The organism is Bacillus sp. CH_48, assembly GCF_038008465.1.
Taxonomy (GTDB): Bacteria; Bacillota; Bacilli; order Bacillales; family Bacillaceae_G; genus Bacillus_A; species Bacillus_A thuringiensis_S.
On sequence record NZ_JBBOZF010000001.1, the window covers coordinates 2398528 to 2415410 of the forward strand.

A 16883-nucleotide genomic window follows, 5' to 3' on the forward strand; every position below is an offset into this window, starting at 1 on the left:
ATTAGTTTCGCGCCTTTTATTATGAGGAGGATTATGATGACAGTAGTAATTGGATTAACAGGAGGCATTGCAAGTGGAAAAAGTACAGTGTCTCAAATGTTTCGTGAATTGAGCATACCAGTTATTGATGCAGATATTATTGCGCGAGAAGTTGTAGAGCGAGGAAAACCAGCATATAACAAAATAGTAGAAGTATTTGGAACGGAAGTGTTGCAAAAAGACGGAGAACTGGATCGGCCGAAATTAGGGAGTGTCGTTTTCTATAATGAAGAAAAACGATTGCAGTTAAACAAAATTGTTCATCCTGCAGTACGTGAGGAAATGAATAGACAAAAGGAAATGTACATAAAAGAAAGTATGCAAGCGATTGTGTTAGATATCCCTCTTTTATTTGAAAGTAAATTAACAAGTCTCGTTGACCGTGTTTTAGTTGTAGCAGTTACTCCTGATACACAATTAGAACGTTTGATGAAACGAAATGGTTTTTCCGAAGAAGAAGCAACGGCGCGTATTCAATCTCAAATGCCGTTAGCGGAAAAAGTGAAAAATGCAGATGAAGTGATAAATAATGATGGCACAATTATGGGAACGAAAACACAATTGCAGGTGATTTTAAAGAAATGGAACATTATTGACTAAAAAATTGTGAAATTAATGAAAATGCTTAGTGACATATCTCCTTTTTGTGTTATACTATTATTGGGATTGGAGATAAATAGTATAACGCATTCAAGGGGGATAACATATTATGACTCGTGTGGCAATTAATGGATTTGGACGTATTGGGAGAATGGTATTTCGTCAAGCAATAAAAGAAAGCGCATTCGAAATTGTAGCAATCAATGCAAGCTATCCATCTGAAACGTTAGCACACTTAATTAAATATGATACAGTTCATGGTAAGTTTGACGGAACAGTAGAAGCATTTGAAGATCACTTATTAGTTGATGGAAAAATGATTCGCCTTTTAAACAACCGCGATCCAAAGGAATTGCCTTGGACAGATTTAGGTGTTGAAGTTGTAATTGAAGCAACTGGTAAATTTAATTCAAAAGAAAAAGCAATTCTTCACGTTGAAGCTGGAGCGAAAAAGGTTATTTTAACAGCGCCTGGTAAAAATGAAGATGTAACAATTGTAGTTGGTGTGAATGAAGACCAATTAGATATTACAAAACATACTGTTATTTCAAATGCATCTTGTACAACAAACTGTTTAGCGCCTGTTGTAAAGGTGTTAGATGAGCAGTTCGGAATTGAAAACGGTTTAATGACGACTGTTCACGCTTATACAAATGACCAAAAAAATATTGATAACCCACATAAAGATTTAAGAAGAGCGCGTGCTTGCGGACAATCAATCATTCCGACAACGACAGGTGCCGCGAAAGCGCTAGCAAAAGTTCTTCCGCACTTGAACGGAAAACTTCATGGTATGGCACTTCGTGTACCAACGCCAAACGTGTCTCTTGTTGACTTAGTAGTAGACGTAAAACGTGATGTGACAGTTGAAGCTATTAATGAAGCTTTCAAAACGGTTGCAAACGGTGCGTTAAAAGGTATTGTAGAATTCAGCGAAGAGCCTTTAGTATCTATCGACTTTAATACAAATACACACTCAGCTATCATTGATGGTTTATCTACAATGGTAATGGGTGATCGTAAAGTGAAAGTACTTGCTTGGTATGATAACGAGTGGGGCTACTCTCGTCGTGTTGTAGATCTTGTAACGTTAGTTGTTGAAGAGTTAGCGAAACAAGAAAATGTGCAACACATTTAAGTGAATAAGGGGGAGGGCAAGGCAATATTTGCCCTCTTTTTTTATTTTTTTCTGAAAAGGAAAAAAATTATATGAGTATATTTTAAATAGTGGACATACCACGAAACGTTGTGATTACTGCATTTGTGAATCGTTTATTTTTTTTAGGGAAAAGTAAAGAGGAAAATATGACAGAAAATCGAAAAAACTGTTGTTGCAAAATGAAAATAAACAAAGTATACTAACACTCGTAAACTTAAGAGCTGAGGTACGTAGTCACTACTTAAAGGGTTAGGACCTCTCTGGACTAACTTTCCCCCGTGGTAGTGGAGCAAGCCAAATTGCAAATTAGTTTTCAATTCGAACAGTTAGAATAAATTTACAAGGGGGAACTGTAGAATGGATACTATGGATACGATGGGTCGTCACGTGATCGCTGAACTTTGGGATTGCGATTTCGACAAGCTTAATGACATGCCGTATATTGAACAATTATTTGTGGATGCAGCACTAAGAGCTGGTGCTGAAGTGCGTGAGGTTGCTTTCCATAAATTTGCACCACAAGGTGTAAGTGGAGTAGTAATTATCTCGGAATCACATTTAACAATTCATAGCTTTCCGGAGCACGGTTACGCGAGTATTGATGTTTATACTTGTGGGGATCGTATTGATCCAAATGTTGCTGCAGAATATATTGCAGAAGGTTTAAACGCGAAAACGCGTGAGAGCATCGAGCTTCCTCGAGGCACTGGTAGCTTCGAAATTAAGCAGAGAGAAACAAAAGCTCTTTAAAAAAGAACATAATTGATTTAAAATGTAAAGAGGTGTATAATGCACCTCTTTTTTAGTTTATAAAAAAGAGGTAATATAACGTACTGGTTAGTTGAATAAATTGTACTCTTGCAAATGAGGTAGTGCCCTATATACCATCTTATTTTTAAGGATGAGATGATAAAGTGATGCGCTGAAACTTAAAGTGGTAAGAGAGTTAGAATGAGTTATATAATATTGTATATATATTTTAGGTGAAGTGAGTAGAGAAAAATAAAGAGTATAGTGTAAAGGAGTGAATGAATTGCGTTGTCCATCCTGTTCTCATAATGGTACAAGAGTGTTAGATTCGCGTCCGGTAGACGAGGGGCGCTCTATTCGAAGAAGGAGAGAGTGTGAAAGTTGCTTAAGTCGCTTTACGACCTTTGAAAGGGTAGAAGAGTCACCTCTTATCGTTGTAAAAAAAGAAGGCACACGAGAAGAGTTTAATAAAGAAAAGATTTTACGTGGTTTAATTAAAGCGTGTGAAAAAAGACCAGTATCTTTAAGACAATTAGAAGAAGTAACACAAAGCGTGGAACGTGAACTGCGTAATTTAGGTATATCAGAAGTGAAAAGTGATATGATTGGTGAAATTGTTATGGAAGAACTTCGCGATATTGATGATGTTGCTTACGTACGCTTTGCTTCTGTATATCGTCAATTTAAAGATTTAAATGTATTTATTGAAGAATTAAAAGATATACTGCAAAAAGAAAGAGAGTAGAAGTTGTATTTTATTCTCTTTACATACCGTAAGTAATAGGATAAGAGAGCTAGAAGCGTAAGCTAATAGCTCTTTTTCACTAAGAATTTATATAATGAAGATAGAACGAATGAAGTAGAGGATAGATTGGATGAGAGAAAGGAAAAGCAATAATGGAAAAACAGTCATGGATGGAGCTATTGCCGATTGATCGTTATAAAGTAAGTGCGAAAGGGCTACTGCATAATTACGACCGAAAAGTATTAACGATGTTGTATCAGCCGTTAATAGGTAGTAGAGCTTTTAGCTTATACATGACACTATGGGGGGAGCTAGAGCAAGATCGTGTATTTGGAAAAGAGAATACACATCATTCCCTTATGGTGACTATGCAAATGCAACTTCCTGAAATATATGAGGAACGAGTAAAGTTAGAGGCAATTGGGCTTTTGAAGGTATATATTAAGAAAGAAAAAGATATTCGAATGTTCATATATGAGTTGCAACCACCTTTATCTCCAAAGCAGTTTTTTGATGATATTGTTTTAAGTATCTTTTTATACAATCGATTGAGTCGGACAAAATATAATCAAGTAAAGCAATATTTCTTAGAAGAAGAATTTGATTTTGCTTCTTATGAAAATGTTACGCGCTCTTTCAATGATGTGTTTGGTTCGTTTAATCCAGGACAGCTTGAGCATGCGCAAGAAGACCTTCGTATCCCAAAAACGACAACTATGCCAAGTAACGAGAAGGGAGACGCTCCGAAAGTTTGGAATGATTTCTTTGATTTCTCTTTATTTGTAGATGGATTGTCCGCTCTTGTTCCTAAAAAGTCGATTACAGATCAAGTAAGAGACTGCGTTATAACACTTGCTTACGTGTATGGTGTAGATGTGTTATCGATGCAAAATATCGTTCTTGGTGCGGTGACAGAGATGCAAACAATTGATATGGAAAGGCTTAGAAAAGGAGCTCGCGATTGGTATCAATTTGAAAATGGTCAAGCATTACCGGTATTAAGTGAAAGAGTACAGCCTCATGCTGCACGTACGATGAAAGAGAAAGAGCCTTCATCGCAAGAGGAGATGCTAATAAAGCAGCTAGAGGAAATCTCGCCAAAACAATTATTGAAAGAGATTTCTGGTGGTGCAGAGGCAACGAAAGCGGACTTGCAAATCGTTGAAGATGTCATGATTAATCAAAAATTGACACCAGGAGTTGTGAATGTACTTATTTATTACGTTATGCTACGCTCAGATATGAAACTTGCGAAAACGTATGTCGAGAAGATTGCTGGGCATTGGGCACGTAAAAAGGTTGGTACAGTAGCGGACGCGATGGAGTTAGCGAAAGAAGAGAACCGTCAATATCAAGAGTGGGCTGAGACGAAGAAAAAAGGCCGTACGGCGAAGAAAACGGTACGGAAAGAAATGGTACCAGATTGGCTTAAGGAAGAAGAGCCGAAGGAACAAGAGAAAGAAACGGCGAAGAAAGATGTAAGTGTAGAAAAAGATGCAAGTACGTTAGAAGATGAACGAAAACGATTAGAAGAAGTGTTAAAAAAATATAAGCGTGATTAATAGAAGAGAATGAACGCTCTTTGAGGTGAGAAAATGGAGCATATTCAAAATTCATTTGCAAAATTAATGGGAAATGAAAAATTTAAAAATAGATATGAAGTATTAAAGGCAGAAGTAATGGCGCATCCGCGTGTGAAAGAATTTATAGACGAACATAAAGGTGAAGTAACGACTTCTATGATTGAGCGCAGTCTTGTGAAGCTATATGAATATATTGGACAAAGTGTAGGTTGCGTGGATTGTCCGGATTTAGGTTCATGTAAAAATATGCTGCAAGGGTACGAGCCAAAGCTTGTTATTCAAGGGAAAATGATTGATATTCAATATGATCGCTGCGTTAGAAAAGTAGCACATGACGAGAGAAAGAAATATGAAAAACTCGTTCAAAGTGTATATATGCCAACGGATATTTTACAGGCAACTATGGAAAACTTAGACCCTTCTGATTTAAATGCACGTATCGATGCAATTGGTGCAGCGAATGAATTTTTAAGTACATATGAACCAGGTAAAAAAGCACAAGGTTTATATTTGTACGGTAAATTTGGTGTAGGAAAAACGTACCTTTTAGGAGCAATTGCGAACGAGCTTGCTCGAAAGAAAATAAGTTCGATGCTCGTATACTTCCCAGAATTTTTACGTGAAATCAAAAGTTCGATTCAAGATAATTCGATTGGTGAAAAGATTGATGCGGTTAAACGCGTACAAGTTTTAATGTTAGATGATATCGGGGCAGAAGCAATGTCAAGCTTTGTGCGTGACGATGTGCTTGGTGCAATCTTGCAATTCCGTATGTTAGAAAACTTACCGACGTTCTTTACGTCTAATTTTGATTTTAAACAACTGGAACACCATTTAACGTATACACAGCGTGGTGAGGCTGAAGAAATGAAGGCAGCACGTATTATGGAACGAATTAAATATTTAGCGAAACCAATTCCGATTGGTGGGAAAAATCGTCGTCATAAGTAAAAGAGCAAGCTGAGAAGCTTGCTCTTTTGTATTATAGTGATATTTTCTTTTCAAATATGAGGTCGAAATATTCAGGTTGTCCAGAACTGCCAATCGTAGGGGCGACAATCTGTACGAACCTCCAGTCATCTCTAGCATGTTCTTGAATAATTTCTTGGTAGTCTTCAGCTAGTTTTGAGCGAGTGAGCCCCCAATGGAATTCGACTTTTACGAATTTATATTCGAACATTCGGATACCCCTTTTTAGTGATAAATAAAGTATACAATAAAAAATTCATAGTAGCTTGTATCATTTTTTTCTCCCTCCCTTAATATATATAAAATTAGCAAGCCAGATTGAGTGGATTTTCTAACGATAGGAAATGTAATTCTACTAAGAGTGAACTTCACGCGGAAAGGACTCTTATAGGATTTGTAACGTATAGATACAGTCCTTTAGAGCAGGGATAAAAGGGGGGACAAAAGTGATTGAAATTTGCTTCGAAGAAAAAAATGATGCTATGCACGTATATAGACAATTGCTGAAAAGAGCGGAAGTGTTATATAAGGAAACGAGTGTGTATTTACAGGAGCAAAAAGTGGTGATTCACATACCAGTACATGAATCGAATTATATTGAAAAGATCTTATTGCCAGTAATGGTGTATTTCATTGTGAATGTGAAACAAAATGAGTGGATTTATACGATCTTAAAAGAAAAGTTTTTTTATGAAGAACAAGAAGAGTGTCATCAAATATTGCACATGGCACATGAGATTTTAAAGGGAAGAAGAAAAGGTGTAGCTCAGGATTTAACTCGTAACGCATTTGAGTCATATATTAAGTCTTCTTTAAATAATTGGCTTTGTGATCCGCTCTCATTCTCGTTTTCATCATATATCCGTTTTCGTCTTCGTACATATAGGGAAATGGTGGCTAAACTTGCGGAAGTGGCAATTGATGAGTATAAGATGGAGCAAGAATACCAAATGTTCATTGAAACGCTTCGGCAACAAGTGAGTAGCCGTAAATCACGCTTGTCCTGTGTGCATCTTATTTTTGATGAAAGCTTTATCTTTTATGATGATAAAGGTAGACGTTTAAAACAGGAGAAGTTGGTCCAATATATAGATGAAGAATTATTAAAGCAAAATGATGTATATATTGATACAAAAGTAATTGCGCCGCTTCTTTCTATTTCGCCAAAAAAGATTTATTTATATACGAAGGAACAAGACCATAATATGATTATTACTTTGCGAAATGTGTTTCAAGAACGGGTCCAATTACATGGATTACATGATTTTGAGCGCAATGTGAAAAATTTAAAAAATAAAGGTAACGCCCTTGATTTTCTAAGTTTTTGAGCATATAATTACCTACATAAATGAAATATATCGAAATGTCATGATGAGGACATGAGTAGTTTTCTACGATTTTCAGAGAGGGAAGCCTTAGGGTGTGAGCTTCCTAGTACGGGATTATTACTTACCACCTCTAAACTTTAGCAGTGAACGATTCTTTTAGTAATTGCTAACGGACAACACCGTTATGTTGAACTTGAGCAATTAACGATCATGTTAATTGGAACAAGGGTGGAACCACGAATTCAACACTCGTCCCTTTTTATGGGATGAGTGTTTTTTATTTTGAGAAAAAGAGGAGTGACCAGTGATGGCAGATGTAGTTAAAATTACTTTCCCTGATGGAGCTGTGAAGGAGTTTCCAAAAGGCGTAACAACTGAAGAAATCGCAGCTTCTATTAGCCCAGGCTTAAAGAAAAAAGCTGTAGCTGGAAAATTAAACGATGAGATGATCGATCTTGTTACACCAATCGAAGAAGATGGTGCAGTTTCTATTATTACATTAGATTCTGAAGATGGCTTATATATTTTACGCCATTCAACAGCCCACCTTTTAGCACAAGCGTTAAAACGTTTATATAAAGATGTTAAGCTTGAGCTTGGCATTGGCCCAGTAATTGAAAATGGCTTCTATTACGATATCGATATGGAAGAAGCAATTACAGTTGAAGACTTCAAGAAAATCGAAAAAGAAATGCAAAAAATCGTGAACGAGAACTTAGAAATCGTTCGTCATGAAGTACCACGTGCAGAAGCACTTCGTCGCTTTGAAGAAATTGGCGATGAGTTAAAATTAGATTTAATTAACGACCTTCCAGAAGATGCAGTTATTTCAATCTATGAGCAAGGCGAATTCTTCGACCTTTGCCGTGGTGTTCACCTTCCATCTACAGGGAAAATTAAAGTGTTTAAATTATTAAGCGTTGCAGGTGCTTACTGGCGCGGCGATAGCAATAATAAAATGTTACAACGTATTTACGGTACTGCATTCGTTAAGAAAGCAGAACTAGATGAGCACTTACGTATGCTTGAAGAAGCGAAAGAGCGCGATCACCGTAAATTAGGTAAAGAATTAAAACTATTTACTAATAGCCAAAAAGTAGGACAAGGTTTACCACTTTGGTTACCAAAAGGTGCAACAATTCGTCGTATTATCGAGCGTTACATCGTTGATAAAGAAGCAAGCTTAGGTTATGATCACGTATACACTCCAGTATTAGGAAGCAGAGAGTTATATGAAACTTCTGGTCACTGGAACCACTACCGTGATGGCATGTTCCCATCAATGGAAATGGATAATGAAGAATTAGTTCTTCGTCCAATGAACTGTCCTCACCATATGATGGTTTATAAAAATGATATTCACAGCTACCGTGAATTACCAATCCGTATTGCGGAACTTGGAACAATGCATCGTTATGAAATGTCAGGTGCGTTATCTGGATTACAACGTGTACGCGGAATGACTTTAAACGATGCGCACATTTTCGTTCGTCCAGATCAAATTAAAGAAGAGTTAAAACGTGTTGTAAACTTAACTCTAGAAGTGTACAAAGATTTCGGTTTAGAGAACTACTCATTCCGTCTATCTTATCGCGACCCAGCAGATACTAAAAAGTATTATGCGGATGATGAGATGTGGGAAAAAGCACAAGGTATGTTAAAAGAAGCTATGGATGAAATGGGTCTTGATTACTATGAAGCTGAAGGTGAAGCGGCATTCTACGGTCCAAAACTGGATGTTCAAGTTCGTACTGCTCTTGGAAAAGACGAAACACTTTCAACTGTACAATTAGACTTCTTACTTCCAGAACGCTTTGAATTAACTTATGTTGGTGAAGACGGTAAGCAACATCGTCCAGTTGTAATTCACCGTGGTGTTGTATCAACTATGGAACGCTTCGTAGCCTTCTTAATTGAAGAATACAAAGGTGCATTCCCAACTTGGTTAGCTCCAGTTCAAGTACAAGTAATTCCAGTTTCTCCGCAAGTACATTTAGACTATGCGAAGAAAGTACAAGACGAATTGCGTCGTGCTGGTATCCGTGTTGAATTAGACACTCGTGAAGAGAAGATTGGTTACAAAATCCGTGAAGCACAAATGCAAAAAATTCCGTACATGCTTGTAGTAGGTGACAATGAAGTAACTGAAAACGGCGTAAACGTACGTAAATATGGTGAACAAAAATCAGAAACAATCGCATTAGATGCTTTTGTTGACATGATTAAAGTAGAAGGAAAACGATAAGAAAAAGCCGCGGTATACCGCGGCTTTTTTATGTAATATACTTGAGGGGAATTAGAAAAAATACCCATGTAACACTTATCGTAAAAAAGTATTGCAAGTATGTTAGTTGTTTGTTACAATATTTCTTGTTGTTAGTAAAACACATCGCGTCTTCTTGACAGACGTCATGTCCTATGATAAACTCATCAAGGATAATAGAATATTGTTTTGTGGAACAAGTAGAAGCACCCGCTTCTCACCTGATGGACGCATTCGCAGTTAGCAGGTAAATGTATTTCTTACTTAAGATTTTACAAGTGTGGGTGTCGTATGCCCGCACTTTTTTTGTCGGGTTCTATGACTACAAAATATGTTCTGAGAAAACCTTGGAGGTGGCTTACTATTAGCAAGGATATGATGATTAACGAGCAAATTCGTGCACGTGAAGTACGTTTAGTTGGCGCAAATGGCGATCAACTTGGAATCAAGTCTCGTAATGACGCTTTAGACTTAGCTGCAAATCTTAATCTTGATTTAGTATTAGTTGCTCCAAATGCGAAACCGCCAGTATGCCGCATTATGGACTACGGTAAATTCCGCTTTGAGCAACAGAAGAAAGAAAAAGAGCAGCGCAAAAATCAAAAAGTAATTAGCATGAAAGAAGTTCGTTTAAGTCCAACAATTGATGAACACGACTTTAACACAAAACTTCGTAATGCTATCAAGTTTTTAGAGAAAGGCGACAAGGTTAAAGCGTCAATTCGCTTTAAAGGACGTGCCATTACTCATAAAGAAATCGGTCAACGTGTTTTAGATCGCTTCTCAGAAGCTTGTGCTGAAGTTAGTACAGTTGAATCTAAGCCTAAAATGGAAGGACGCAGTATGTTCTTAGTTTTAGCACCGAAAAACGATAAGTAATAGATAGAGGAGGAAATACCTATGCCTAAACAAAAAACTCATCGCGGCGCTGCAAAGCGTTTCAAAAAGACTGGATCAGGTAAACTGAAACGTTCTCACGCTTACACAAGCCATTTATTCGCTAACAAATCTACAAAAGCTAAACGTAAACTACGTAAAGCTGGTGTAGTAAGCGCTGGTGACTTCAAACGCATTCGTCAAATGCTTGACAACTTAAAATAAGTTCGGCTGATATATAGAACAATTAGGAGGTAATATTATGCCAAGAGTAAAAGGTGGTACAGTTACTCGTCAACGTCGTAAAAAAGTTATAAAATTAGCAAAAGGTTACTACGGTTCAAAAAATACATTATTCAAGGTTGCTAACCAACAGGTTATGAAATCTCTAATGTATGCATTCCGTGACCGCCGTCAAAAGAAACGTGACTTCCGTAAATTATGGATTACACGTATCAACGCAGCAGCTCGTATGAATGGTCTTTCTTACAGCCGCTTAATGCACGGTCTTAAAAATGCTGGCATCGAAGTTAACCGCAAGATGCTTGCTGACTTAGCTGTTCATGACGAAAAAGCTTTCGCTGAATTAGCAACAGTTGCAAAAAACAACATTAACTAATTAATTAGTTGAAACCTTAGAAGAATTTTCTTCTAAGGTTTTTTGTTTGTATTCAGAGAGAAGTTTGAAGTTCTAAAGATTAACGGATGTGCTATTATCGATATGACAAAATTAATATAAAAACTATAGCGGTATAGAAGAATATATATGTGAAGTCAGGAGAATCCTCCTGGCTTTTTTTAATTCTGCTCTTTTGGAAAGAAGAGTATCTTTCCTAGCCGAAACGACACTGCTATAATGGAAAGATGATATGGAACTTTCATCAGATGAACAATTTAAGAGCGATGACTGAAACGTATTTGTAAATTAAGGACAAGCTATTTTATAAAGAGGTAGATAGCTGACTTATTCATAAGAACTGAAACATAATAATGAACTTTGAGATGAAACAACATTGTTGCGTAAAATGCGATGTTGGAGGAGGACAATAGAATGGACTTACTACAACTATTTAAATTACAAAAAGAATTAGATGACCGTATTGCAAAAGAACATGACTTACAACCGAAAAAATTGTTAAAAGAAAAAATGTTAGCTCTTCTTGTAGAAATTGGAGAACTTGCAAATGAAACACGTTGTTTTAAATATTGGAGCAACAAACCAGCTTCGGAACGTGGAGTAATATTAGAAGAATACGTAGATGGTTTGCATTTTATTTTATCAATCGGAATTGATTTAGGGATTGATAAAAACTTCCTATTCTATAAATGTGCACAAACGAATAAAACACAAGTGGAAATTTTCTTAGACACATACGCGAAAGTAATTCGTTTTACAGATCAACCATCTATTACAAACTATATTGAATTATTTACGAGCTATCTTCGACTTGGACAAGCACTTGAATTTGAGCAAGAAGAGATTGAAAAAGCGTATTTAGATAAAAATGAAGTAAATCATCAGCGTCAAACACAAGGATACTAATTTAATTTTTGAATATTTCAATTTAATTATTGTATAATGAATTGACTGAAGAAAAAGGAGGGTGTTGGCAATGACAAAATTAGACGCGACATTGACAATGCTAAAAGAATTAACAGATGCACGTGGTATTGCCGGTAACGAGCGTGAACCACGCGAAGTAATGAAGAAATATATCGAGCCATTTGCAGACGAGCTTTCTACTGATAATTTAGGAAGTTTAGTTGCGAAAAAAGTAGGGGAAGAAAACGGCCCGAAAATTATGGTTGCAGGTCATTTAGATGAAGTTGGCTTTATGATTACGCAAATTGATGACAAAGGTTTCCTACGCTTCCAAACGGTGGGTGGCTGGTGGTCACAAGTTATGCTTGCACAGCGCGTGACGATTGTAACGCGTAAAGGAGATGTAACAGGTGTAATTGGTTCAAAACCACCGCACATCTTACCTCCAGAAGCACGTAAAAAGCCAGTTGAAATTAAAGACATGTTCATCGATATCGGTGCTTCTAGCCAAGAAGAAGCAATGGAGTGGGGCGTACGACCAGGAGATCAAGTTGTACCTTACTTTGAATTCCAAGTGATGAAGAATGAAAAAATGTTACTTGCAAAAGCATGGGATAACCGAATCGGTTGTGCGATTGCAATTGATGTATTAAAACAATTAAAAGATGAAAAGCATCCAAACGTTGTATACGGCGTTGGAACTGTACAAGAAGAAGTTGGTCTTCGTGGTGCAAAAACATCTGCGAATTATATTAAACCAGATATCGCGTTCGCAGTAGATGTTGGTATCGCTGGAGATACACCGGGTGTAACGTCAAAAGAAGCGCAAAGTAAAATGGGCGATGGACCACAAATCATTTTGTATGATGCTTCTGTTATTGGACATACAGGTTTACGTGATTTCGTAGTTGATGTTGCTGACGAATTACAAATCCCATACCAATATGATTCAGTAGCGGGCGGGGGAACTGATGCGGGTGCGATTCATATTGCTGTAAACGGTATTCCTTCTATGGCAATTACAATTGCAACGCGCTATATTCATTCTCATGCAGCAATGTTACACCGTGATGATTATGAAAATGCAGTAAAGTTAATTGTAGAAGTTATTAAACGTCTTGATAAGGATGCTGTACATAACATTACATTTAATTAATAGAAAAAGCGAAGGAGATTTTCCTTCGCTTTTTTATGTTTTAAAAAGGTCGTTCTAATCCTGCTGCAGTATGAGCGCCTAAAATAATTAAACGAGTTAATTGCATCGCCATAAAATGCGGGGTATATATCATTCCTCTTTTTAACCATGACATAATCATTCCGATGTGAGCCCCTGTCACATAACTAATCAAAATATCACGAGGAACCATAAGATCTTCGTCATCTGGTTGTGAAATAGACAAGCTTAATGTTAAATGCACTTGTATCGTTTTCATCATTTTATAAGAGTAGTTTCCGGCAGCTTTATCCCCAAGCATAACGTTATAAAAGTTTACATTTTCTGCTATATGTTCGAATAAAGCCAAAAATGTAGGATGAGGTGAATCGAATGTAAGTTGAAAATCTTCTTTATTTCTATTTTTCGGTTTAATTACTTCTGCTAGCTTCTCTAACATTTCTTCAATACTTTTGTCTAATAGGTCATATTTATCATGGTAATGGCTATAAAATGTAGCGCGATTTACAGGAGCACGTTCTGCGATATGTTGCACAGTTACATTTTCAAAGCCTTTTTCGCCTACTAAAGCGACAAAAGCATCCTGAATGAGTTGTCTCGTTCGCTTTACACGTGGATCATTTGTATTTTTAATAGACATTTTACTTCTCCTCGTTTAATTTTCTATACTTAAACAACATATTGGTATTATATTGTTGTTTAAGCAACATTTCATACGTAAATTGTCGGTTGTAGATTCAAAATAATTATTTATAATTATAAACGATAGTCCTTCAGAAATCAGCACCGCTCGCAGGTAGATAAGTTTCGATTTACGCTGCAGATGGTGTGATTTTTTCGTTAAAAGGTTAATATAATTAACAATTAAACAATCTAAACAATAAGGACATAAATAGTTTAGAAAAAAATTATATGCGATATAAGGAGAGGAATGCAATGAATCAGTTTCGAAGAATGGTAATTATCAACATTATCACATTAATTGTACTAGTTGGCGGCGGTATTGGCGGTTATTACTATTACAACCAAACGGAAAATTACTTAAAAACAGACAATGCAAAGATCGATGGAAAGGTAATTCCGGTTGCTTCACCAGTAGCAGGGAAACTAACTGACTGGAAAGCTGAAGTTGGAAAAAATTACAATGAGAACGATAAATTAGGAGCTGTTACTGTAGCAGCAGCTAATGGAGAACAAACAGTAGATGTAACAATTCCACAAAATGCAACGGTTGTACAATCAAACGCAACAACAAATGCTTTCGTTGGAGCAGGTAGCCCGATTGCTTACGCATTTGATATGAACAATTTATGGGTAACAGCAAACATTGAAGAAACAGATGTTGATGATGTTCAGAAAGGTCAAGACGTAGACGTGTATGTAGATGCATACCCAGATACAACGTTAACTGGGAAAGTAGAACAAGTTGGTTTAACAACAGCAAATACATTCTCGATGTTACCATCAAGTAATTCAACAGCGAACTATACGAAAGTAACACAAGTAGTGCCAGTTAAAATTTCATTAGATCATAGCAAATCAGTAAATATTGTTCCTGGAATGAATGTGTCAGTTCGTATTCATAAGTAAGGGGGAGATGAGATGTCCTCAATTGCAATTGTAGGATATGCACTATTTTGTATAATCGTCTTCTTCCTTGTAAATCGTCTTTTACGAAAGAAAAAAACGAACGTGGGAGAAGAACAAGTCCCAGCCGTAAGTAAAATAGAAGTAAGTAAGCTAGAAGCAGTAGAGAAAGAAAGTGAACAAAAGCAAGAAGCCGAAATTTCTAATGTAGTTGAATTAGAAACAGGCAAGCAAGAAGAAGTAAAACAAGAAAAAGAAATGCCGAAAAAACAAACGTCTATGCCTATAGAGGATGTAAATGTAAAAGCAGTTGTAACAGTATTAATTCTCGGCATGTTCGTTTCTATTTTGAACCAAACAATCATTAACGTTGCATTGCCTCCGTTAATGAATGAATTTAACGTATCAACTTCAACGGCGCAATGGTTAATTACAGGGTTTATGCTTGTAAATGGTATTTTAGTGCCGATTAGTGCCTTTTTAGTTTCACGATTTACGTATCGTAAATTATTTGTAGCGGCAATGTTATTCTTCACAGTAGGATCTATCATTTGCGCTACTTCAGGAAACTTTACAATGATGATGACAGGCCGCGTAATTCAAGCAGTTGGTGCGGGTATTTTAATGCCGGTTGGTATGAATATCTTTATGACATTGTTCCCGCCTCATAAGCGCGGAGCGGCGATGGGATTACTAGGTGTTGCAATGATTTTAGCACCAGCTATCGGACCAACTGTAACAGGTTGGGTGATTGAAAACTATAGCTGGAACTTAATGTTCTATGCGATGTTTATTATCGGTTTAATTATTACGTTCCTATCTTTAAAATTCTTTACACTAGCTCAGCCAGTGTCTAAAACGAAATTAGATATATTCGGTGTTGTTAGTTCAAGTATTGGACTAGGAAGCTTATTGTACGGATTTAGTGAAGCTGGAAATAATAGTTGGACTAGTGCAGAAGTCATTATTTCACTTGTTATCGGTGTAATTGGTTTAGCGTTATTTATTTGGAGAGAGTTAACAACGGACAATAAAATGCTTGATTTACAAGTATTTAAATATCCAGTATTTACTTTTACTTTAGTAATTAACGCAATCGTTACGATGGCATTATTCGGGGGTATGTTATTGCTTCCAGTATATCTGCAAAACATTCGTGGCTTTACGCCAATTGAATCTGGTTTACTACTTCTTCCAGGATCATTAATTATGGGGATCATGGGACCAGTAGCGGGTAAATTATTCGATAAATATGGCATTCGTCCATTAGCGATAATTGGATTGGCAATTACGACGTATGCGACATATGAATTTACAAAATTATCGATGGATACACCGTATAGCGTTATTATGACGGATTATATTATACGTTCAATTGGTATGTCATTCATTATGATGCCAATTATGACAGCTGGTATGAACGCACTGCCGATGAAATTAATTTCTCACGGTACAGCAACGCAAAATACGTCAAGACAAGTAGCTGGTTCAATCGGAACAGCGATTTTAATCACACTTATGACGCAACAAACAACTGCTCACGTAGCAGATTACGGCAACATGTTAACAACATCAAACCCAATTTTAGTTGATAAAGTACACGGTATGGGGCAAAGTTTAGCAGCGATTGCCGGATCAGCTCAAGCAGGAGATGCGATGAGCACACAACTATTATATGGACAAATTTCAAAGCTATCTGCAATTAACGGTATTAACGATGCCTTCTTAATTGCAACGATACTAGCAGGTATTGCTTGGGTGTTATCGTTCTTCTTACAATCAGGCAATAAACCAAATAGAAAAGCAGGGAATTAAATTTCCTGCTTTTTTGTTTTCTTATAAAAAGATGCAATTAGATATAGAATGAATCACCTGCAGACATGAGTTCCCAGAAAATAACTCCTAATAGTCCCGCAATAAAAATAATGAATCCCATGTTGCGTATACTTTTAATTTTCATTTGTAATCCCCTTACCCCTGCTAATAATCCAGTTAAAGAAAACAATATCCAGTATAAAGTAGTTGAAATAGGGAGGATTGTCTCGCTATTCACCCCCATGCTCCAAAAAACAAAAGGTAGCGTTACAAAGGAAAAGCTAAGTACCCCCATTAAACCAACAAATAATTTCCGATGTTTAATACTAGTAATAATTAAAAAAATACCACCGAAAAATCCGCATAAGACAAGAAGTGGCATATAAACAATCCAAAGGAAGCTAAACATATATAATCTCCTTTTATGTAATGAGTTATATTTTACTACATCA

At 36.5% G+C, this 16883-nt stretch carries 18 protein-coding genes and 2 other annotated features; of the genes, 15 read left to right on the forward strand and 3 right to left on the reverse strand.

Going from position 1 to position 16883, the window contains the following annotated elements; translation table 11 throughout:
- The first annotated feature begins 36 nt into the window (after positions 1-36).
- The 6 genes from coaE to dnaI all read left to right on the forward strand — a co-directional run bounded on the left by coaE (position 37) and on the right by dnaI (position 5827).
- Positions 37-639: a dephospho-CoA kinase gene (gene coaE, locus N2V92_RS12035; RefSeq protein ID WP_000219323.1), complete on the forward strand. Its 603-nt coding sequence runs from the start codon at positions 37-39 to the stop codon at positions 637-639.
- A 109-nt stretch (positions 640-748) separates the two neighbouring features.
- A complete protein-coding gene (locus tag N2V92_RS12040; RefSeq protein ID WP_000198979.1) occupies positions 749-1777 on the forward strand; it encodes a glyceraldehyde-3-phosphate dehydrogenase in 1029 nt (342 codons plus the stop codon).
- A 387-nt stretch (positions 1778-2164) separates the two neighbouring features.
- Complete coding sequence (gene speD / locus N2V92_RS12045) at positions 2165-2548, forward strand: adenosylmethionine decarboxylase (protein ID WP_002003660.1); 384 nt, start codon at positions 2165-2167, stop codon at positions 2546-2548.
- A 283-nt stretch (positions 2549-2831) separates the two neighbouring features.
- Positions 2832-3293, forward strand: a complete 462-nt coding sequence (nrdR, locus tag N2V92_RS12050) for a transcriptional regulator NrdR (RefSeq protein WP_001203687.1) — start codon at positions 2832-2834, stop codon at positions 3291-3293.
- 152 nt (positions 3294-3445) lie between these two features.
- A complete protein-coding gene (locus tag N2V92_RS12055; RefSeq protein WP_000415031.1) occupies positions 3446-4855 on the forward strand; it encodes a replication initiation and membrane attachment family protein in 1410 nt (469 codons plus the stop codon).
- A 33-nt stretch (positions 4856-4888) separates the two neighbouring features.
- The gene (gene dnaI, locus N2V92_RS12060) at positions 4889-5827 is read left to right on the forward strand and encodes a primosomal protein DnaI (RefSeq protein WP_000400117.1); all 939 of its coding nucleotides are present in this window, start codon (positions 4889-4891) and stop codon (positions 5825-5827) included.
- Between the two features lie 31 nt (positions 5828-5858).
- On the opposite strand, the gene N2V92_RS12065 is transcribed toward dnaI, so the two are convergent.
- Positions 5859-6056 carry a DUF4177 domain-containing protein gene (locus tag N2V92_RS12065; protein WP_000464454.1) on the reverse strand — a complete coding sequence of 66 codons (198 nt, stop codon included), beginning with the start codon at positions 6054-6056 and terminating at the stop codon, positions 5859-5861.
- 235 nt (positions 6057-6291) lie between these two features.
- Here N2V92_RS12065 and ytxC point away from each other — a divergent pair, with 235 nt between their 5' ends.
- The 7 genes from ytxC (at position 6292) to N2V92_RS12100 (ending at position 13011) form a co-directional block, all read left to right on the forward strand.
- Positions 6292-7173: a putative sporulation protein YtxC gene (ytxC, locus tag N2V92_RS12070; protein ID WP_000569624.1), complete on the forward strand. Its 882-nt coding sequence runs from the start codon at positions 6292-6294 to the stop codon at positions 7171-7173.
- Positions 7174-7204: 31 nt separating this feature from the next.
- Positions 7205-7433: a binding site (T-box leader), on the forward strand.
- A gap of 47 nt (positions 7434-7480) precedes the next feature.
- Positions 7481-9418 carry a threonine--tRNA ligase gene (thrS, locus tag N2V92_RS12075; protein ID WP_000786077.1) on the forward strand — a complete coding sequence of 646 codons (1938 nt, stop codon included), beginning with the start codon at positions 7481-7483 and terminating at the stop codon, positions 9416-9418.
- 210 nt (positions 9419-9628) lie between these two features.
- Positions 9629-9749: a sequence feature (ribosomal protein L20 leader region), on the forward strand.
- A 62-nt stretch (positions 9750-9811) separates the two neighbouring features.
- The gene (gene infC, locus N2V92_RS12080; protein WP_000973215.1) at positions 9812-10315 is read left to right on the forward strand and encodes a translation initiation factor IF-3; all 504 of its coding nucleotides are present in this window, start codon (positions 9812-9814) and stop codon (positions 10313-10315) included.
- Between the two features lie 21 nt (positions 10316-10336).
- Positions 10337-10537: a 50S ribosomal protein L35 gene (gene rpmI, locus N2V92_RS12085; protein WP_001125945.1), complete on the forward strand. Its 201-nt coding sequence runs from the start codon at positions 10337-10339 to the stop codon at positions 10535-10537.
- A gap of 37 nt (positions 10538-10574) precedes the next feature.
- The gene (gene rplT, locus N2V92_RS12090; protein WP_001138362.1) at positions 10575-10931 is read left to right on the forward strand and encodes a 50S ribosomal protein L20; all 357 of its coding nucleotides are present in this window, start codon (positions 10575-10577) and stop codon (positions 10929-10931) included.
- Between the two features lie 432 nt (positions 10932-11363).
- The gene (locus N2V92_RS12095; RefSeq protein ID WP_000365052.1) at positions 11364-11855 is read left to right on the forward strand and encodes a dUTP diphosphatase; all 492 of its coding nucleotides are present in this window, start codon (positions 11364-11366) and stop codon (positions 11853-11855) included.
- Between the two features lie 70 nt (positions 11856-11925).
- A complete protein-coding gene (locus tag N2V92_RS12100) occupies positions 11926-13011 on the forward strand; it encodes a M42 family metallopeptidase (RefSeq protein ID WP_000163554.1) in 1086 nt (361 codons plus the stop codon).
- A 40-nt stretch (positions 13012-13051) separates the two neighbouring features.
- Here N2V92_RS12100 and N2V92_RS12105 read toward each other — a convergent pair whose 3' ends face one another.
- On the reverse strand, positions 13052-13669 hold the full coding sequence (locus N2V92_RS12105; RefSeq protein WP_000023661.1) for a TetR/AcrR family transcriptional regulator: 618 nt from the start codon (positions 13667-13669) through the stop codon (positions 13052-13054).
- A 296-nt stretch (positions 13670-13965) separates the two neighbouring features.
- Here N2V92_RS12105 and N2V92_RS12110 point away from each other — a divergent pair, with 296 nt between their 5' ends.
- Together N2V92_RS12110 and N2V92_RS12115 are read left to right on the forward strand one after the other, a co-directional pair.
- The gene (locus N2V92_RS12110; protein WP_001071417.1) at positions 13966-14619 is read left to right on the forward strand and encodes an HlyD family secretion protein; all 654 of its coding nucleotides are present in this window, start codon (positions 13966-13968) and stop codon (positions 14617-14619) included.
- 12 nt (positions 14620-14631) lie between these two features.
- Entirely contained in the window at positions 14632-16431 is a 1800-nt protein-coding gene (locus tag N2V92_RS12115) for a DHA2 family efflux MFS transporter permease subunit (protein ID WP_000094778.1), read from the forward strand.
- Positions 16432-16468: 37 nt separating this feature from the next.
- Here N2V92_RS12115 and N2V92_RS12120 read toward each other — a convergent pair whose 3' ends face one another.
- Positions 16469-16840 (reverse strand): hypothetical protein, encoded by a 372-nt coding sequence (locus tag N2V92_RS12120; protein ID WP_000490825.1) that lies wholly within the window; start codon positions 16838-16840, stop codon positions 16469-16471.
- Positions 16841-16883: the final 43 nt, after the last annotated feature.